Annotated in this window: 16 protein-coding genes and 3 pseudogenes; 5 read left to right on the plus strand and 14 right to left on the minus strand. The window is 70.9% G+C overall.

The window, feature by feature from the left end; all coding sequences use genetic code 11:
* The first annotated feature begins 8 nt into the window (after positions 1–8).
* On the plus strand, positions 9–956 hold the full coding sequence (gspC, locus tag WME95_RS18300) for a type II secretion system protein GspC (RefSeq protein WP_437909651.1): 948 nt from the start codon (positions 9–11) through the stop codon (positions 954–956).
* Positions 957–1006: 50 nt separating this feature from the next.
* Positions 1007–1309 carry a hypothetical protein gene (locus WME95_RS18305; RefSeq protein WP_437909652.1) on the plus strand — a complete coding sequence of 101 codons (303 nt, stop codon included), beginning with the start codon at positions 1007–1009 and terminating at the stop codon, positions 1307–1309.
* A 438-nt stretch (positions 1310–1747) separates the two neighbouring features.
* Here the strand turns inward: WME95_RS18305 and WME95_RS18310 are convergent.
* Positions 1748–1936: pseudogene (locus tag WME95_RS18310) on the minus strand (hypothetical protein); the annotation flags it as partial.
* Between the two features lie 386 nt (positions 1937–2322).
* Here WME95_RS18310 and WME95_RS18315 point away from each other — a divergent pair.
* Positions 2323–2517 (plus strand): hypothetical protein, encoded by a 195-nt coding sequence (locus WME95_RS18315; RefSeq protein ID WP_437909653.1) that lies wholly within the window; start codon positions 2323–2325, stop codon positions 2515–2517.
* Positions 2518–2770: 253 nt separating this feature from the next.
* Here WME95_RS18315 and WME95_RS18320 read toward each other — a convergent pair whose 3' ends face one another.
* From WME95_RS18320 to WME95_RS18335, 4 genes are all read right to left on the minus strand, one after another.
* The gene (locus WME95_RS18320; RefSeq protein ID WP_437300276.1) at positions 2771–3034 is read right to left on the minus strand and encodes a DUF6184 family natural product biosynthesis lipoprotein; all 264 of its coding nucleotides are present in this window, start codon (positions 3032–3034) and stop codon (positions 2771–2773) included.
* A gap of 234 nt (positions 3035–3268) precedes the next feature.
* Entirely contained in the window at positions 3269–3409 is a 141-nt protein-coding gene (locus WME95_RS18325) for a hypothetical protein (RefSeq protein ID WP_437909654.1), read from the minus strand.
* Positions 3410–3475: 66 nt separating this feature from the next.
* Complete coding sequence (locus WME95_RS18330; RefSeq protein WP_437909655.1) at positions 3476–3910, minus strand: DUF6184 family natural product biosynthesis lipoprotein; 435 nt, start codon at positions 3908–3910, stop codon at positions 3476–3478.
* A 198-nt stretch (positions 3911–4108) separates the two neighbouring features.
* The gene (locus WME95_RS18335; RefSeq protein WP_437909656.1) at positions 4109–4978 is read right to left on the minus strand and encodes a hypothetical protein; all 870 of its coding nucleotides are present in this window, start codon (positions 4976–4978) and stop codon (positions 4109–4111) included.
* Between the two features lie 408 nt (positions 4979–5386).
* On the opposite strand from WME95_RS18335, the pseudogene WME95_RS18340 reads away from it, so the two are divergent.
* Together WME95_RS18340 and WME95_RS18345 are read left to right on the plus strand one after the other, a co-directional pair.
* Positions 5387–6340, plus strand: a pseudogene (locus WME95_RS18340) (AI-2E family transporter); the annotation flags it as partial.
* Between the two features lie 112 nt (positions 6341–6452).
* Positions 6453–6944, plus strand: a pseudogene (locus WME95_RS18345) (mechanosensitive ion channel family protein); the annotation flags it as partial.
* Positions 6945–6998: 54 nt separating this feature from the next.
* On the opposite strand, the gene mnhG reads toward WME95_RS18345, so the two are convergent.
* From mnhG to WME95_RS18390, 9 genes are all read right to left on the minus strand, one after another.
* Positions 6999–7379: a monovalent cation/H(+) antiporter subunit G gene (gene mnhG, locus WME95_RS18350; RefSeq protein ID WP_437909657.1), complete on the minus strand. Its 381-nt coding sequence runs from the start codon at positions 7377–7379 to the stop codon at positions 6999–7001.
* Positions 7369–7650 (minus strand): monovalent cation/H+ antiporter complex subunit F, encoded by a 282-nt coding sequence (locus tag WME95_RS18355; protein ID WP_437909658.1) that lies wholly within the window; start codon positions 7648–7650, stop codon positions 7369–7371. The genes mnhG and WME95_RS18355 overlap by 11 nt, the downstream gene beginning before the upstream one ends.
* A 1-nt stretch (position 7651) precedes the next feature.
* Positions 7652–8149, minus strand: a complete 498-nt coding sequence (locus WME95_RS18360) for a Na+/H+ antiporter subunit E (protein ID WP_437909659.1) — start codon at positions 8147–8149, stop codon at positions 7652–7654.
* Positions 8150–8153: 4 nt separating this feature from the next.
* Positions 8154–9644, minus strand: a complete 1491-nt coding sequence (locus WME95_RS18365; protein ID WP_437909660.1) for a proton-conducting transporter transmembrane domain-containing protein — start codon at positions 9642–9644, stop codon at positions 8154–8156.
* The gene (locus tag WME95_RS18370) at positions 9641–9991 is read right to left on the minus strand and encodes a sodium:proton antiporter (RefSeq protein ID WP_437909661.1); all 351 of its coding nucleotides are present in this window, start codon (positions 9989–9991) and stop codon (positions 9641–9643) included. Before WME95_RS18370 ends, WME95_RS18365 begins: the two co-directional genes overlap by 4 nt.
* Complete coding sequence (locus WME95_RS18375; protein WP_437909662.1) at positions 9988–10410, minus strand: MnhB domain-containing protein; 423 nt, start codon at positions 10408–10410, stop codon at positions 9988–9990. Before WME95_RS18375 ends, WME95_RS18370 begins: the two co-directional genes overlap by 4 nt.
* Positions 10392–12710, minus strand: coding sequence for a hydrogen gas-evolving membrane-bound hydrogenase subunit E (mbhE, locus tag WME95_RS18380; protein ID WP_437909663.1), 2319 nt, complete (start codon positions 12708–12710; stop codon positions 10392–10394). Before mbhE ends, WME95_RS18375 begins: the two co-directional genes overlap by 19 nt.
* Positions 12711–12757: 47 nt before the next feature.
* Complete coding sequence (locus tag WME95_RS18385) at positions 12758–13771, minus strand: universal stress protein (RefSeq protein ID WP_437909664.1); 1014 nt, start codon at positions 13769–13771, stop codon at positions 12758–12760.
* A gap of 70 nt (positions 13772–13841) precedes the next feature.
* Complete coding sequence (locus tag WME95_RS18390) at positions 13842–15395, minus strand: ATP-binding protein (RefSeq protein ID WP_437909665.1); 1554 nt, start codon at positions 15393–15395, stop codon at positions 13842–13844.
* Positions 15396–15531 lie beyond the last annotated feature (136 nt).

Genomic DNA, 15531 nt, shown 5'->3' on the forward strand with positions numbered 1-15531 from the left:
AGGCGACGGTGATTCCGGAACTCCTCATCAAGCGATGTTTCCCGGTGATCCTCGGCGGGATGATCATGATCGCCGCGTACCAGCAGGCCTCCGGGATCTCGTACCTGGTGGAAGAAGCGTGGCTTTCCGGGCTGCCGCCGGCGCGACCGCAACCGCTGTCGCAGCCGCGGCCCCTCCTGGACGACGGCGATCACACGACCAGCGCGGCAGCCATCGTGGCGCGGAACCCGTTCGACTCGGTGACAGGGCCCCTCACGCCGAAGCCTGCCAGCCAGGAGGAGGACGACGACGAGGTGTCCGCCGTGGGCGGCGATCCTCTGCTGGATCCGATCTGCGAGGGCGCGCGCGTCCTCTTGATCGCCGCCTCGGAGGATCCCTCCTGGTCCTTCGCCACGATCGCGGCCGGGCGAGGGGAGCCGCTCCTGCGCCGGGAGGGCGACGCGGTCGAGGGCCGCTCGGTCGTCGCGATCGGCTGGGACCGCGTCTGGCTCGCCGAGCCGGGGGCGCGGTGTCAGCTCCGCATCGGCGACAACCGGGGCGCGCCGCGCGCGGCGCCCGCGCCGCCGCCCGCGGCGCCGCGGCCGAAGCCCGGCGCGCTCCCGCCGGAGATCGCGGCGAAGATCCGGAAGGTGAGCGACCGCGAGTTCGTGGTCGATCGGACGGCGATCGAGCTGGTCCTGGAGAAGCAGGGGGAGCTCATGCGCTCCGCGCGGATCGTACCTGCGCGGGAGGGGGAGCGCGTGGTCGGCGTCCGCCTCGCCCGCGTCGCGCCCAACTCGCTGCTGACCGCGGTCGGCCTGCGCAGGGGGGACACGATCCGCTCGATCAACGGCTTCGACATGACCGACCCGCAGAGCGCGCTTCAAGCCTACGCCCGGCTGCGCTCGGCGAACAACCTCGCGATTTCCCTCCAGCGGGGGGGAAAGGACATGACGATCGATCTCCGGATCCAGTGAGGCGCGGCTCAGGCACCGCGCGGCGTGCCATCGATGAACAGGAGATCTCCGTGAAGACAGAGGACGCGGCAAAACGGTGGCTGGAGGCGCTCGGCCCGGCGGGCGAGCGCGCGTCCTTCAGGCTGCTCGCGCCGATTATCGAGAGCCCGCGCCCGGTCGTGGTCACCATGACGCTGGGGCTGATCCCGCTGGCCGGCGCGGTGACGAACGCGATCACGGCGTTCGTTACGACCGAGTACCTCGGGCACTATGTGGACAGGGCCCTCGACAACCCGGACAAGCCGCCTCCTGCCCTGTCGATCCAGGATATCCTGGACTCCATCACGTCCCTCTTCACCACGCGAGCGCGGTAGGCAAGCGCCCTGGGTGGCCTCCTCACCCTGAAGAACGACGTCGGCGTCCTGTCCGAGGAGTACCATCCGCGTGATAAGAGGCTCCTCGGGGGCTTCCCGCAGGCGCTCTCGCGCGTCGCGCTGGTGAACGCGGCGCGTCGGCGATCGGCCTGGCGCTGGCGGTGGCCGGCCACGCGCGCGGCTGGCCCTGCGCGCGCGGCGGCTCGCAGGCGATCACGGCAGCGCTCTCCGCCTATTTTCGCTCGTTCGGCGGAGAGATCGAGGTGGGGCGGCGCGTCGTGTCCGTCGACGAGCTGCCGGCGGCGAAGGCGATCTTGTTCGATCTGACGCCTCGCCAGATCGTGAGGATCGCCGGGGACCGGCTCCCCGCGCGTTATGTCCGCCGCCTGGAGCGTTATCGCTACGGTCCCGGGGTCTTCAAGGTCGACTGGGCGCTCGCACGGTCGCGAGCGTCGAGCCGAGCGCGATGGTGATGACCAGGTCGAAGGCGTTCATCTTCGAGAGCACGCGTTTCCCGGAGACCCGGAGGAGCACGACCAGCGCCACGTAGGCGAGGCCGCCGACCAGCACGATCCGACCCAGGCTGTTCCAGTTGCTGAAGAACACGCGACATGCTCCGTGATCCATGGGGCGGCAGCCTGCAGCGCAGCTCCACCGCGACGCTTATCGGAGGGAGAGAACCCGGCGCGGCCGGACCCGTCCTGAGCGGACCGGGCGTGGCCGCGTGACGTCAACCACATCCATAGACCCGACGGTCGGACCGTGAAAGTCCAGGGATGGCCGAGAGAGCCGATGTGGCTGGATTGCAAGGTCACACCGCGGCTCTGCAGCTGCCGCCCCTCCTGCGCTGGCAGCAACGATACCCTTGATCGGCGGGAGGTGCCCTGCGGCTTCGGTCGGACGGCGGGCGGCCGGACGCGCGCCGGACCGCTGCAGCCTGGTTCGATGTCGCCGCCCGGCACGCGAGCTTCCGCGCCGCGACGGAGCGCGCGCTCCGCGACGCAGCGTCCGGCATGCAGGCGCTCGCGGCCGGTCCGTACCGTGGATCGAGCCGCGTGTCCGCTGCCGTGCGGGAGTTTCGGGCGGAGGCGGCGCGCCTTCACCCCGCGGACCGCGTACCCGTGTCCGACCAGCAGATCCTGATCGCGCTGCGCGCTGCCGAGCGGGCGCTCGTCGCGTTGTACACTGCGCTCGCCCGTGAAGAATGAGCCTCTCCCGGGCGCAGCAGAGCGGCGGAATGTCCGCTTTCCCCTTTTCACAACAATCACCGGAGCGGCGCCCGGTCCGACCAGCCCCTAGAGCGACAAACGGGTTGAAACCCCGAGAGAAAGCGGGAATTTCACAGGGAGGCGGGGAGGCGGGGAGCGAGAGACGGCAAGAAGGAGAGATTCATTTTTTTTTCTTCCTCCCCGCCTCCCCGCCTCCCTGTGAAAAATTCTCCAGATTTCAACGTGATCGGTTCTAGGGCGTGTCGCGGCAGAGATCGCTGGAGCGACAGGCGACGACCCGCCCGAGGGTATCGAACGGATTGCCGCACTCCTCGTTGCGGATCCCCTCCAGACACTCGTTCAGCTCCTCGGCGTCAATGCCGCCCGGGCACTCGGTGAAGTTGAGATCGTCGCGCCACTCGGATCGGATCTCGTTCGAGCACGCATCCTTGCTCGAGTACTCCCGGTCTTGTCCGATGTTGTTGCACCGCGCCTCGCGTTCGCACCTCGCTGCCACGATGCTATCCACAGCGCTGCCGACCGGCACCGGCGCTTCGCGCCGGGCGCCGTCCGGGGCTCGCGCCCCCTGAGAACCGTCCTCTCCGCCACACGCCACAAACAGGCTCATCCCCGAAGCCAGGATCAGGCCCACCACCGGTCTCCCAACGATCATCTGCATGGTTCCCCCTCTCTCGCTCTCTCTTTCTCGTCACATGTCACATCAGCGATGGAGCGCAGCGGCCGGTGCGGCTCAGCGCTCCTCGACCACGACATCGATGTTGTCCTCGACCCGGAGCACGTCGACCTCGACGCTGTCGCCTCCAGCCCTGCGGAGGTCCAGGTCGACGCGGCCGTCTGCCACGGTGAGCCCGCGCACCTCATGAGCTCGCATCGCGCTCCGTTGCGTACGCTTGACGCGCCTTACGTACCTTGCGATTGCCGTGCCGCGAGAGCGCGGCTAGGGAGTGGCTCGGCAGAGATCACTGGAGCGGCAGGCGACGATCCGGCCGAGGGTATCGAACGGATTGTTGCAGTCGTCGTTGCGGATCTCCTGCAAGCACTCGTTCAGCTCCTTGGAATCGATGCCGCCCGGGCACTCGACGAAGTTGAGCTCGTCGCGCCACTCGGCTCGGATCCTGGTGGCGCAGGCTTCCTTGCTCGCATACTCGCGGCCTTGGCCGACGTTGTTGCACCGCGCCTCGCGGTCGCACCGCGCCGCGACGATGCTATCGACCGCGCTGGCGACCGCCGTCCGCGCCTGGACCTGGGAGCCCTCCGGGGGGCGCGTCGTCCCGAGCGCCCTTTCTTCTCGATCACATCCCGTCGCGAGCAGGGTCGCCGCCGCCGCGAGGACCAGGCCTACTACCGATGTCCCATGGTTCGTTCGCATCATCTCTTCCTCCCCAACCAGCCCGATCGCGCAGATCGGGCGCTGTCCAGCGCGCGGCGAACGCGCGATGGTGGTGCCTCTCGGCCGGCGTACATCCACCTCGATGGCGACATCCCGGATTGGACGGCGTTATCGGGCCGCGCCATCGCGATCCAGGCGGGCGCCAGCAGGGCACGCCGGCCGTGGCGAGCGCGTCACTTGCTACCGCGCCGCGGGCGGCTGGACGCCGAGCCGCTGCACGAGTTGCCCCATCGCCCTGGCCGCCTCTTCTTCTGTGAGCTGTCCGTCGTTGTTGGTATCGGCCATGGTGAATGCCACCTTGGCCGGCCCCTGGAGCGCTGCCTGGAACTCCTGCGACGTCAGGCGCCCGTTCCGGTCGCCGTCGGCTGCCTCGAACGCCGACCGGCCCAGCGCCCGCGCGCCCTCCCACGCCACGCCGTTGGCCTCGGCGCGCGAGAGGATTCCGTCGCGGTCCTGATCGGCCGCGCGGTACAGATCCTCGACCGCGCCGCGGGCCGCGTCGCGCGCCTCGGCGATGGCGAGCGGCTTACCGTAGTCGACGTCGAACAGCCGGGCCAGCGTCGCGAAGGGGCTCTTGCCGGTCGTCTTGCGCGCCTCCTGGAAGAGCGCGGCGGCCGCGGGGTTCTGGTCCATGAACTCCGCTCGCACCTTCCGGCCCTCCTCGGGCGTCACCACCCCGTCGCCGTTCTCGTCGGCGCGAAAGAAGAAGCCGCCGACCACGACGTTCGTCAGGCCGAGCGCTTCGTCCTTCGAGAGCGCCCGGTCCTCGTTCGAGTCCGCCAGCGCGATGAGGCGGGTCATGGTGGCCTCGATCTCGGCCTCGGGGCGGCAAGACAGCACGCCGCCAACCTCGACGTCGGCCGGAGGAGCCTGCCGCGCTGCGCTCTCCCGAGGCTCCTGCGCGCCGCGCTGCTGCTGTTGCGCCGGAGGTTCCTTCTGCACGTTCTCCCCGAGGGCCTCTCCGCGCGGCTCATCGGTTCGACAGCCGGCGACGGCCACGATCAGAAGCGTCCCCGACCAGAGCATCCGCGTGCTGGTTCTTCGCAACATGCCCCGACATCTTGCGATTGGCGTGCCTCTGCCGACGCCGAGCTCGGCCATCGCACGCCAGGGACACCGCGGAGCGCTTCGCCGGCAGGGATCGGCCGGGGCGAGACGCCGGGCCGGCAGCGCCGCCACAGGCTCGACGTGCGCTGCCGCAGACGCCTCGGTGCCCGCAAGGGAACGCCGCGCCCGTCCAGCGACGGGCAAGCCTGCAAGCGACGGTGCTCCCGGAGCGGCGCCGGGCACGGCCGAGCGCCGTCACCGTCATGCGCACTCGTGAGCTGGACTCGAGAGCCCCGGCGCACGCCCGCCGCACGCCAGGCTGGCACGAGCGCGCCCTCGGTGGCTTGACGTGCGACCCCGCCGGCGGAATAGGCGTGTGCAGAGGCGCAGCGGCGCGCCCGCGGAGCCGATATGGTGGAGCGGAAACCGGCTTCGGACGCCGACAGGCTCGGGCAGGCGCGATCGAGCGCTATCGCCGCGGTCGCGATCGTGGCGGTGAGCGGGCTGCTCCTCTGGGTGCTCGGGGCCGTGTTCGACGTGGTCTTCCTCGTCTTCGCGGCGCTCCTCCTGGCCATCGTTCTGCGCGGCATCGGGGACTGGCTGAGCCGCCATTCCCCTCTCTCGAGCGGCTGGGCGCTGGCCGTCACCGTCGCCGCGCTCGCCGCCGCCGTCACGGCGGGCGCCTGGCTCATCGCGCCGTCGCTCGCGGCGCAGGTGGACGAGCTCGCGCAGCGCTTGCCCCAGGCGGCGCGCCGCGCGGCCGAGCACGCCGGGCGGTACGCCTGGGGCCGTGAGCTCGCCGAGCGCCTCTCGGACGTGCAGGTTCTCCCGCACGCGCGGCAGGCCCTCCTCGGCGCAACACGCCTGCTCTCGACCACGCTCGGCGCCCTTGCGGGCGCGGTGGTCGTCCTGTTCCTGGGCCTCTTCCTCGCGGCCGAGCCCGCGGCCTACCGCAAGGGCCTGCTCCGCCTCGTCCCCGTCGCGCGGCGGGCCCAGGCGTCGACGGTGCTCGATGACATGGGGCACCTCCTCCGCCGATGGCTGCTCGGGAGGCTGCTCTCCATGGCCGTCGTGGGCGTCATGACCTGGATCGGCCTCGCGCTCCTCGGCATCCACCTGGCGCTGACGCTCGCGATCCTGGCGGCGGTGCTGACGTTCGTTCCTTACGTCGGACCGGCGCTCTCGGCCGTCCCCGCCGCGCTGCTCGGCCTGCTGCAAGGCCCGGCCATGGCAGGCTACGTGATCGCGCTCTACCTGGGCATCCAGGTCGTCGAGAGCTACCTGATCACGCCGCTCATCCAGCGGAGCACGGTGTCGCTGCCGCCGGGGCTCATCCTGGTGACGCAGGTGCTGATGGGCACGCTGACCGGCGGTCTCGGCGTCGTCCTCGCCACGCCGATCCTGGTCGTCATTGTCGTGCTCGCGAAGCGGGTCTACGTCGAGGGCGTGCTGGGCGACACCACGGTGAACCAGGGGGAGGATGCGCCGGTCCCGGCGCCGGAACCAGAACCTGGGGCTGGTCCTCGGGCGGTTGACCCAGGGGGCGATGTTCATCCTCGGCGCCCTCGTCGGCTGCGTCATCGTCTTCCCGAACTTCACGCCGGCCTCGCTCCTCCAGTTCCTCGGCATCGGATCGGTCGCGATCGGCTTCGCGTTCCGCGACGTGCTCCAGAACTACCTCGCGGGCATCCTCCTCCTCTTGACCGAGCCGTTCCGCATCGGCGACCAGATCCGCTTCGGCAGCTACGAGGGCACGGTCGAGGAGATCCAGACCCGCGCGACGCTCCTCAAGACGTACGACGGCCGGCGCGTCGTGATCCCGAACTCGGAGCTGTTCACGAACTCGGTGGTGGTCAACACGGCCTTCGAGGTGCGCAGGCTCGAATACGACGTGGGCATCGGCTACGGCGACGACGTCGAGCGCGCCAGGGCGCTCATCCTGGAGGCGCTCCGGAGCGTGGAGGGCGTGCACCGACGGGGGCGCGCCTTGACCTCGTCACCGCGTCTTCCGGTCGGCGTTGGCTCACCCGTCCTCCTTTCCTTTCACCTCCTCGTCACGCTCGGGCTCGCTGCGCAGGCGCTGCACGGAAGGCCCGTACTCGTCGACCCGCGTTCCGGGCGCCCGCACGCCGCTGCGGTACGCCGCTCGCGCGAGGATGTGCGCGCCGAGGGGCGCGGTCACGGCCACGAAGAGCAGCGCCAGCGCCGCCTTGGTCACGCTCGAGAGCTCCCTGAAGTGCAGCGCGAGCGCGGCGAGCAGGAACGCGAGCCCCAGCGTCGCGGCCTTGGTCGGCGCGTGGATGCGCGCATAGAAGTCCGGCAGGCGCAGGACGCCGAGCGACGCCACGAACATGAAGAACGTCCCCGCCACGGCGGCGGCGATCTCGAGCGCGCTAGCGAGCAAGGGAGCCCTCCAGGTAGGCGGCCAGCGAGATGGTGCCGATGAACCCGAACAGCGCGGTCACCAGCACCATGTCGATGAACGCGTCCGTGGCGAGCAGCATCGACGCCACGAGCGCCACGCCGACGACATTCATCAACAGGCAATCGAACGCGAGCAATCGATCGAAGTTCGTCGGCCCGCGCGCGACGCGGATCGTGCAGAGCCCGATGCCGACGCCGAGCACGAAGAGCGAGGCGAAGAGGACGGCGGACCGCGGATCGACGCCTCCCATGTCATTCCTCCAGCGATTGCGGTAGCCCGCGGCCTGCGGCGCGCTGGATCAGACGGACGAACCGGCGCAGCCGGCCGCGCAGCTCCGCGGGATCGCGCGCGTAGAGCGAGTGGACGTAGAGCGCCTGCTCCTCCAGGCCCACGTCGACCGTCAGCGTGCCCGGGGTCAGGGAGATGAGGCTGGCGAGGAGGATCGTCTGCACGGGGCTCAGGGCGCGCACATCGAGGCGGACGAACGCCGGATGGAACACGGGCCGCGGGCGGAGGATGTCGCGCGCGAGCGTGAGATTCGAGAGGACGAGCTCCTTGACGAAGCTCCAGGCCAGGGCGAGCACGCCCGCCGCAGCGCGCGCGTAGAAGCTCCTGCCGAGCGCTCGCTCGGTGAGCGCAATCGCGCCGAAGCCGACGAGGAAGCCCACGACCAGGCGCCCCAGGGAGAACTCGACCTGGAGCAGGACCCAGACGATCGCGAGGAGCAGGTTCAACGCGAGGTGGTTCATCGGCTCATCGTCGCTCCCTGAGGACCGCGTCCACGTACGGCGTCACCTCCAGGAGCGCGGTCGCGGTCTGCTCGAGGTGCGCGAAGAGCGGCGCCGCCGCGAGGCCCAGGATCACGGTCAGCGCGCCGAGGCCGAGCGTCGCGCCCAGCATGCCCCGGTCGCGGCCGGTGCGAGGCATGTGCAGGCAGGTGGGCGCTCCCCAGAAGACGGCCGTCCATATCTTGAGCATCGACGCGAGCGTGAGGAGACCGACGACGAGCGATACCGTGGTGGCGACGACGGCTCCGGCCCGGAAGCCAGCGACGACGAGGAGCAGCTTGCCCCAGAACCCGCTGAGCGGGGGCAGTCCGGCCAGCGACAGGGCAGGGACGAGGAAGCCCGCGGCCACCCACGGGTGGGTGCGCGCGAGCCCGCGGGCGCGGCCGAGCGCCCCAGGCCCTCCGATGCTCTCCACGACGCCTCCTGCGAAGACGAGCGCTGTCTTCGCGACCATGTTGTGGAGCGTGTGGAACAGCCCCGCTGCCACCGCGACGGGGCTGAACAGCGCTAGCCCGAAGATCATGTAGCCGACCTGGCTCACGATGTGGAACGACAGGATGCCGCGCACCGTGCTTCGCCCGAGCGCCCCCACGACCCCGATGACCATCGTGATGGCGGCGATGACCAGGAGCGCTGGGCGGAGCGCGCCGGGCGCGGCGTCGCCCAGGAGCGGGACGGCGCGGAACAGCGTGTAGACGCCCACCTTGGTGAGGAGCCCGGCGAAGAGGCCGTTCACCACGGCCGACGCCTCCGGGTACGCGTCGGGCAGCCAGAAGAACACCGGCGCCAGGGCCGCCTTGACCATGAAGACGACGAGCACCAGCGCCCCCGCGCTCCAGAAGGCGGAGGGCAGGCCCCCCTCGCGGACGCGCACCGCGAGCTCGGCCATGTTCACGGTGCCGGCCGTGCCGTAGACCGCGCCGACGCCGCCGAGGAGCGCCGCGCTGGCGACGAGGTTGATCACCACATACGCGAGCGCATGCCGCTGCGCTTCCGCCCGGGTGCCCAGCGCGAGCAGCGCGAAGGACGAGAGGAGCATGAGCTCGAAGAACACGAAGAGATTGAAGAGATCGCCGGTCACGAGGGAGCCGTCGACCCCCGCCATCATGAGCTGCTGGAGCGGATAGAAATACCGCCGCTCGCGCGCGCCGCGCAGCGATCCGGGCGCGTAGGCGAGCGCGGCCAGGGCGACGATCGACGCGAACAGCAGCATGAGGGCGGAGAGCGCGTCCGCCACCCACACGATGCCGACGCGCGGGCTCCAGCTCCCGATGGCGAGCACGAGGATCGCGCCGCGGGCCGTCCGGGCGGTGATCGAGAGAGCGGTCGTGAAGAGGAGGGCGCCGCTGGCGAGCGACAGCCACCGCTCCAGCCGAGGCCGCCCGGAGAACAGCGCCAGGAGCACCGCGGTGAACAGGGGCAGCAGCACCGGGACCGCCACGATCGCGGCGTTCATGCGTCGTCCCTCCCGGACGGCTCATCGCCCCCCTTCCTCCGGTGGATGTCGACGGCCATCGCGAGCAGGAAGGCGGCCATCCCGAAGCCGATCACGATCGCCGTGAGGATGAACGCCTGCGCGAGCGGATCGGCCGTGGGGCGGGCGAGGGCGGCGGCCGGCTCGTCCTCCGGGATCAGCGGCGGCGCCGCGCCCGCGGGCATCCCCGAGGCGGTCAGCACGAAGAGGTTCACGCCGTTGGACAGCAGGAAGAAGCCGATCGCCACGAGCTGCACGTCGCGGGACAGCATGAGATACAGACCCGCAGCGAGGAGCACCCCGGCGGCGATCGCGGCGGCTCCGATCACGGCGGCGCCTCCGCGGCGAAGGCGTCGAGCACCTGGATCGCAGCGCCTACCACCGTGAGATAGACCCCGACGTCGAAGAGCAGCGTCGTCGAGAGGCGGAGCGCGGGCGCCTCGGCGGCGCCGATCGGCACGTGGTAATGGGTCAAGAAGCTCTGGCCGCGCGCGACGGCTGGCAGCCCCGACGCCGCGGCGACGAGCAGGCCGATCCAGGGCATCCGGCAAGCGAGCGGGGGGAGCGCGGCCCGCACGGTGCCCGCGCCGAAGGCCAGGGCCGCCAGGACGAAGGCGATGGTCGTGACGAGCCCGGCGATGAAGCCGCCTCCCGGCGCGTCGTGCCCGCGGAGCAGCAGGAAGAGGGCGAAGACGACGATCAACGGGAGCACCCCGGTGGCGACGTAGCTCAGGAAGGGCGATCGCATGATCCGGACCCCCCTGGCCTGGACGCCGGCGCCGGCTCGCGCCGCGGGCGCAGCGCCGCCACGCCGAGCGCGGCGACGGCGAGCACCGTGATCTCGCCGAGCGTATCGGCGCCCCGGAAATCCACGAGGATGACGTTGACGACGTTCCTTCCGTGGGCCTCGGGGAGCGACAGCGCGCGCTGATCCGCTCCGGCAGGGGCGCTCGGAGGATGGACACCGGTGTCCCAGGCGAGGCTCGCCGCGAGGGCCGCCACGGTGCCGGCCACGGCGGCGTGGGCGATGCGCACCCGTCGAGGCCGCGCGTCGGGAGCGAGCCTGGGGAGCCTGCGAAAGACGAGCAGGAGCAGGATGAGAGAGACGGTCTCGACCAGGATCTGCGTGAGCACGAGGTCGGGCGCGCGGAAGAGGATGTAGAAGACCGCGACGCCGTACCCCGCGACCGCCATGGTCACGATCCTGGCGACGCGGCTCGTCCCGAAGGGCGTCAGCGCGGCGCCGGCGACGATCATGAACGCCGGGAGGCAGGCGACCCCGAGATCGGGGCCCCACGTCCCCGTGGCGCCGCGCCCATCCCCCAGCGCGGCGGCGGCGCACGACGCCGCGGCGGCGAAGAGGAGCATCACCGCCAGGTGACGTGGCAGTCCCCCGGCCTGTACGGCTCGACCGGCCCAGCCCGAGAGGCGGAGGACGACCCCGGAGATGCGGTCGGAGAGGATCTGCGTCTCCGGCTCGCTGGGGGGCTCCGCGTGCCGCCTCCAGAGCAGATAACCGCCTGCCCCCAGCGCGATCGTGATCAAGCTGAGGGCGAAGAGGGCGTCCGCGTGGTGCCACACGGCCAGCCACCCCAGCCGCTCGGCTCCGGGCTCGAGCAGAGAACCCAGCCGCCCGGGAGCCACGCCGCCGATCACCTGCGGGGCGAGCAGGAGGAGGGGGACGACCAGCAGCCATGGCGAGAGCTGGTGTCTCGGATGGCCGCGATCTTCGGGCGGAATGTCGGGGCCCCAGAACGAGCCGACGAAGAGCTTGAGCGCATAGGCGACCGCGAGGGCCCCGCCCACGACGGCCGCCACGACCGCGACCACGCCGGCCGGGGAGCGATCGGTGAGCAGCGCCTCGAAGAGGACCTCCTTGCTGATGAAGCCGAACACGAAGGGAAAGCCCGCCATGGCAGCGGCGCCGAACCCGATCGAGACCCCGGCGACCGGCTCGCGCCGGAACCAGTGCTCCCGCTTCAGCACCGAAAGATCGCGTGTCCCCGTCACCTTCTCCATCCAGCCGACGAGCAAGAACAGAGAGGACTTGTACAGCGCGTGGTTCGCGATATTCAGCAGCTCACCGCGCGTCCCCGCCCTCGCATAGAGGCCGTAGAGCGCGGTCAGCACGCCGAGGTACGCCACCGTGCTGTATGCGAGGAGCTTCTTCAGGTCCCAGGCCCGGACGGCGTCCCATCCGGCCACGACGAAGGTGGTGAGCCCCACGGTGACGAGGACGGGTTGCCAGACGGGGGACGCATGAAATACCGGGAACAGGCGGCCTATCAAGAAGATGCCGCCCTTCACCATCGTGGCGGAGTGAAGATACGCGCTGACGGGCGCGGGCGCGGCCATGGCGCCCGGGAGCCAGAAATGGAACGGGAACTGCGCCGATTTGCTGAATGCCCCCACGAGCAGGAGGAGGAGCGCGGGGACATGGGCCGGGTGCGCCACGATCTCGCCCGCGCGCGGGGCGAGATCGGACAGGTTGTAAGTGCCGGCCAGCTGCCCGAGCAACACCACGCCGGCGAGCATCGCGAGGCCCCCTGCGCCCGTGACCAGGAACGCGCGGACCGCGCCGCTCCGCGCCTCCGGATCGGTGAAGTCCATCCCGATGAGCAGAGCGGACGCGATGGTGGTCAGCTCCCAGAAGACGTAGAGGAGCACGAGCGAGTCCGAGAGGACGACCCCGATCATGGCCCCCATGAACGCGAGGAGCGTCGCCCAGTAGGCGGGTTTGCCCTTCGGTCCGAGGTATGCGCGGCTGTACTGGACGACGCCGAGGCCCACGCCGGCGACGAGCAGCACGAAGAAGGCGCCGAGGCGGTCCAGGCGCAAATTCGCCGTCATCCCGACGGAGGGGAGCCACGCGATCGGGATCGTCGTCGATGCACCCGCGGACACCTCGGGCCAGCGCGGAAGCATGAGGAAGAGCACGAGCACAGGGGGGAGGAGCGCGACGCGTCCAGCCCACCGCGGCGAGAGAAACAGCACGAGCGCCGCGCCCAGGAAGGGAATAGCGATGGTCCATGCGAGGGTCGGTAGCATGCGAGAACCCCTGTTGCCGAACGGGGTAGGCCCCCCCTGGCATGCGGCTACGCTCTGCCCTGCGTGCCGCGATGGGCTCTCCGATCTCCGCGCGCGCTCCGCGCAGACCATCGCGCCCGTGGGCGCCGGCGCCGCATGCGGTGCGCCGCGGGCTCGCTGCGCGAGCTCGAGGCTTCTGCCGGCGCATAGGTCGCGGGCACGCACACGGCGCTGCACGGCAGGCTCGGCTGGAGGATGGCGCGCCAGACGGGCGCGCGCCACGGGCGACCTTGCGACGGATCGCGAGCGAGGATCAGGAGATCGACCTGCTCTCGCCAGGCCAGGCGGAGCAGCTCGGCGGCTGGATGACGGGTGACAATCTCGATCTGTGAGGTCGGCCCGTCGAGCGAGCGCGGTTCAACCGTGCTGCGAGCCCCGGCCAGGGGCCTGTCGCGGTAGGGATGCACGACGCCTCGGGTCGCCGCGGCCGACACGACCCGCGTCCAGAAGCTCACGGGGCCGAGCTCCCGGTGAAAGGTCGCGACGAGCGCTTCGAGCGGCCCCGCGCCGTCGAGCTCGGTGAGCCAGCCCAGAGCGGCTCGAGAAGCGTCAGAGGGATCGAGCGCTACCAGGACGCGCAACCCCCGCTCGCCTTGCAGCCAATCGACCAGGCGATCGGAGCCCTCGGTGACCAGCACCGGGACGGGCGAGCTCCGGAGTATTCTCTCGACGCTGTCCCCGAACAGCCTCTCGAGCCGTTTCCCGGGGCGGCGCGAGATCACCATCAGGCGGGCTCGGCAGGCGCTCGCGATCTCGGCGAGCCAGACGTGCCGGAGCCCGGCGACGAGCCGCGCCTCGACCCGCGCTCCAAGCTGCCGCAGCGCTGCAGTCTGCCGATCGAGCATGTCGCGCTCTGGATCGAGCAGCGCGTTCTCTTCGTGGCCGATCAGGAATTCGGAGCCGAGCTCGTCGACGACGTGGACGAGATGCAACTCCTCGCCGAGCCGCTGGGCGAGGGACGCAGCGGCCCGCCCAGCTTGCTGTGCGGCTGGAGAGAAGTCGGTGTCGCAGACGATTGGCATGGACTGCCGTGGAGCAGCGAAAGGTGTGCCTGCCTGTGCGGCGTGCGACGATTGCGCGCTCGCCCGCTGGTCAATCGACCGAGCAGCCACCCCGAGCGCTCGGCGACATCGCGCCCGTTTCGCCCTCCGCGAGGGGTAGCTCGAGGCGGAACACCGATCCCTGGCCGGGCGCGCTGCTCACGCCGAGTGACCCGCCGTGCGCCTCGGCGATCCGCCGCGCCAGCCACAGCCCGAGCCCCACGCCGTGCACCAGCTCGCGGCACGCGCCGACGCGGCGGAACGGCTCGAAGATCCGCTCGACGTCCTCCGGCTCGATGCCGATGCCCTGATCGGCGACCGTGACGAAGGCACGATCGCCGTCCTCTCCCACGGAGACGGTGATCTCTCCTCGCTGAGGAGAATACTTGATGGCATTGCTGATGAGGTTGTTGAGCACCTGCGCGATGCGCGACGGATCACAGCGGGCGACCACCGGTCCCGCGGCGCTCGAGACGATGATCTCATGAGCCGATGACAGAGGTTGGAAGAGCTCCGCCGCCTCGCGCGCGAGCTCGCGCAGATCGCAGGCCTCCAGCTTCAACTCGATCCGGCCGGCGTGGATCCGGGTGGCGTCCAGGAGGTCGCCGACGAGCCGATCCATCCGCGCGACCTGCCGTGCGACGAGATCGTTCGCCCGCCGGGCATGCTCCGCGGTCGGCGCCGGGCCGGTCGGGTCGAACCTGCCGACCTTCATCTGGAGCGCCGTCAGCGGGTTGCGGAGGTCGTGGGCGACGCCGGCGATGAAGGTGAGCTGATTCTCCTCCTGGCAGACCAGCGTGTCCGCCATGCGGTTGAACACGCCCGCGATCGAGCGCAGCTCCGCGGGCCCCGTGGCCCGGGCGCGCGCGGTCTTGTCCCCGCGCGCGAAGCGCTCGATGGCCCGCTCGAGCTCCGACAGCGGGGAATGGATGAAGCGCTCCAGGGCGACGAGCGACGCCACGATCGCGATCGCGGCGAACAGGGAGACCCCGATACTCAGCACGTTCGCCGTCGTGTCCCAGGCGACGGCCTGGCGCATCGCGGCCTGGGCCTGCCGGCGATTCTGGTCGACGAAGTCCTCGAGGCTCGTCATCGCGGCGTCGAGCAGGGGCCCGGCGGTCCGGATGGCTTCGCCCGGCGTCACGCCGCGCTCGAGGAGGGCTCCCTGGGAGGCGAAGTAGTCGTGCATGCGCTGCTCCACCTCGTGCAGCAGCAGCTCCTCCTCCCGGCCGCCGACGTATTTGCGGACCTCGACGAGGCGCCGCTCCGCGCCGGCGACGATCGCCCCCAGCGCAGGGCGGGCGTCCTTGGCGGACGCGGGCGCGCGCTCCGCCGACGCCAGCGCGAGGTTGCTGAGGCGGTTGTACTGCGTCATCTGCTGCTGCAGATCCATCGCCAGTCGTACGCTCTCCACGCTGTCGTCAATGAGGAGCGCCGTCCGGTGCACGAACGTGGTGAGCAGGCCCATTCCCGCTGCTGAGAGCAACAGGAGCACGGCCATGAGCGCGATCATGCTCCGAACGATGGATCGGAGGCTCGCCCCGCCCGCCTCCGCGCCCGACCTCGGCTGTCCATCGTCGGGCGGGCGCTGATGATTCGCGGGCATGGGAGGCATTATGACAGCGGCCCCGTATCGCGTCGGCGGCTTCGAACGCCGGCCGGCCCGTGTCGCCGTCTTCCGCCGGATAGTCACCTACGGCGCGGCGCGCCCGTCCTCCACACCAACACGAAGCTGCGGCGAC

Source organism: Sorangium sp. So ce327 (genome assembly GCF_051530205.1).
GTDB classification, from domain to species: domain Bacteria; phylum Myxococcota_A; class Polyangia; order Polyangiales; family Polyangiaceae; genus Sorangium; species Sorangium cellulosum_B.

Excerpts from the sequence above, each read along its gene's own strand:
- WME95_RS18385 (WP_437909664.1), bottom strand. The coding sequence starts at position 13,771 with ATGCCAATCGTCTGCGACACCGACTTCTCTCCAGCCGCACAGCAAGCT.
- WME95_RS18390 (WP_437909665.1), bottom strand. The coding sequence starts at position 15,395 with ATGCCCGCGAATCATCAGCGCCCGCCCGACGATGGACAGCCGAGGTCG.
- WME95_RS18360 (WP_437909659.1), bottom strand. The coding sequence starts at position 8,149 with ATGAACCACCTCGCGTTGAACCTGCTCCTCGCGATCGTCTGGGTCCTG.
- mbhE (WP_437909663.1), bottom strand. The coding sequence starts at position 12,710 with ATGCTACCGACCCTCGCATGGACCATCGCTATTCCCTTCCTGGGCGCG.
- WME95_RS18355 (WP_437909658.1), bottom strand. The coding sequence starts at position 7,650 with ATGGGAGGCGTCGATCCGCGGTCCGCCGTCCTCTTCGCCTCGCTCTTC.
- WME95_RS18365 (WP_437909660.1), bottom strand. The coding sequence starts at position 9,644 with ATGAACGCCGCGATCGTGGCGGTCCCGGTGCTGCTGCCCCTGTTCACC.
- WME95_RS18335 (WP_437909656.1), bottom strand. The coding sequence starts at position 4,978 with ATGTTGCGAAGAACCAGCACGCGGATGCTCTGGTCGGGGACGCTTCTG.
- WME95_RS18315 (WP_437909653.1), top strand. The coding sequence starts at position 2,323 with ATGCAGGCGCTCGCGGCCGGTCCGTACCGTGGATCGAGCCGCGTGTCC.
- WME95_RS18375 (WP_437909662.1), bottom strand. The coding sequence starts at position 10,410 with ATGCGATCGCCCTTCCTGAGCTACGTCGCCACCGGGGTGCTCCCGTTG.
- WME95_RS18325 (WP_437909654.1), bottom strand. The coding sequence starts at position 3,409 with ATGCGAGCTCATGAGGTGCGCGGGCTCACCGTGGCAGACGGCCGCGTC.
- WME95_RS18330 (WP_437909655.1), bottom strand. The coding sequence starts at position 3,910 with ATGATGCGAACGAACCATGGGACATCGGTAGTAGGCCTGGTCCTCGCG.